Origin of the sequence: Saezia sanguinis (assembly GCF_003991585.1) — a bacterium.
Taxonomy (GTDB): Bacteria; Pseudomonadota; Gammaproteobacteria; order Burkholderiales; family Burkholderiaceae_C; genus Saezia; species Saezia sanguinis.
In genome coordinates, this window is the sequence record NZ_PQSP01000226.1 from 1 (window position 1) to 234 (window position 234).

General features: G+C 41.9%; 1 pseudogene. It reads left to right on the forward strand.

From position 1 onward, the window contains the following. Positions 1 to 234, forward strand: a pseudogene (locus CUZ56_RS15600) (16S rRNA (cytosine(967)-C(5))-methyltransferase RsmB); the annotation flags it as partial.

Genomic DNA, 234 nt, shown 5'->3' on the forward strand with positions numbered 1-234 from the left:
GATGTACCTTGTTCGGCAACAGGGGTCATTCGTCGTCATCCGGATATTAAATGGTTACGTCAAGAAACGGATATTGCTCAATTGGTTGCCTTACAAGGACAAATTCTCAAAGCGCTTTGGGCAAAATTGAAACCTAATGGTATTTTGCTTTATGTGACCTGCTCGGTGCTTCCTGATGAGAACAGTCAGCAAATACAGCATTTTTTAGCTGAAACACCCGATGCAGAATTAATG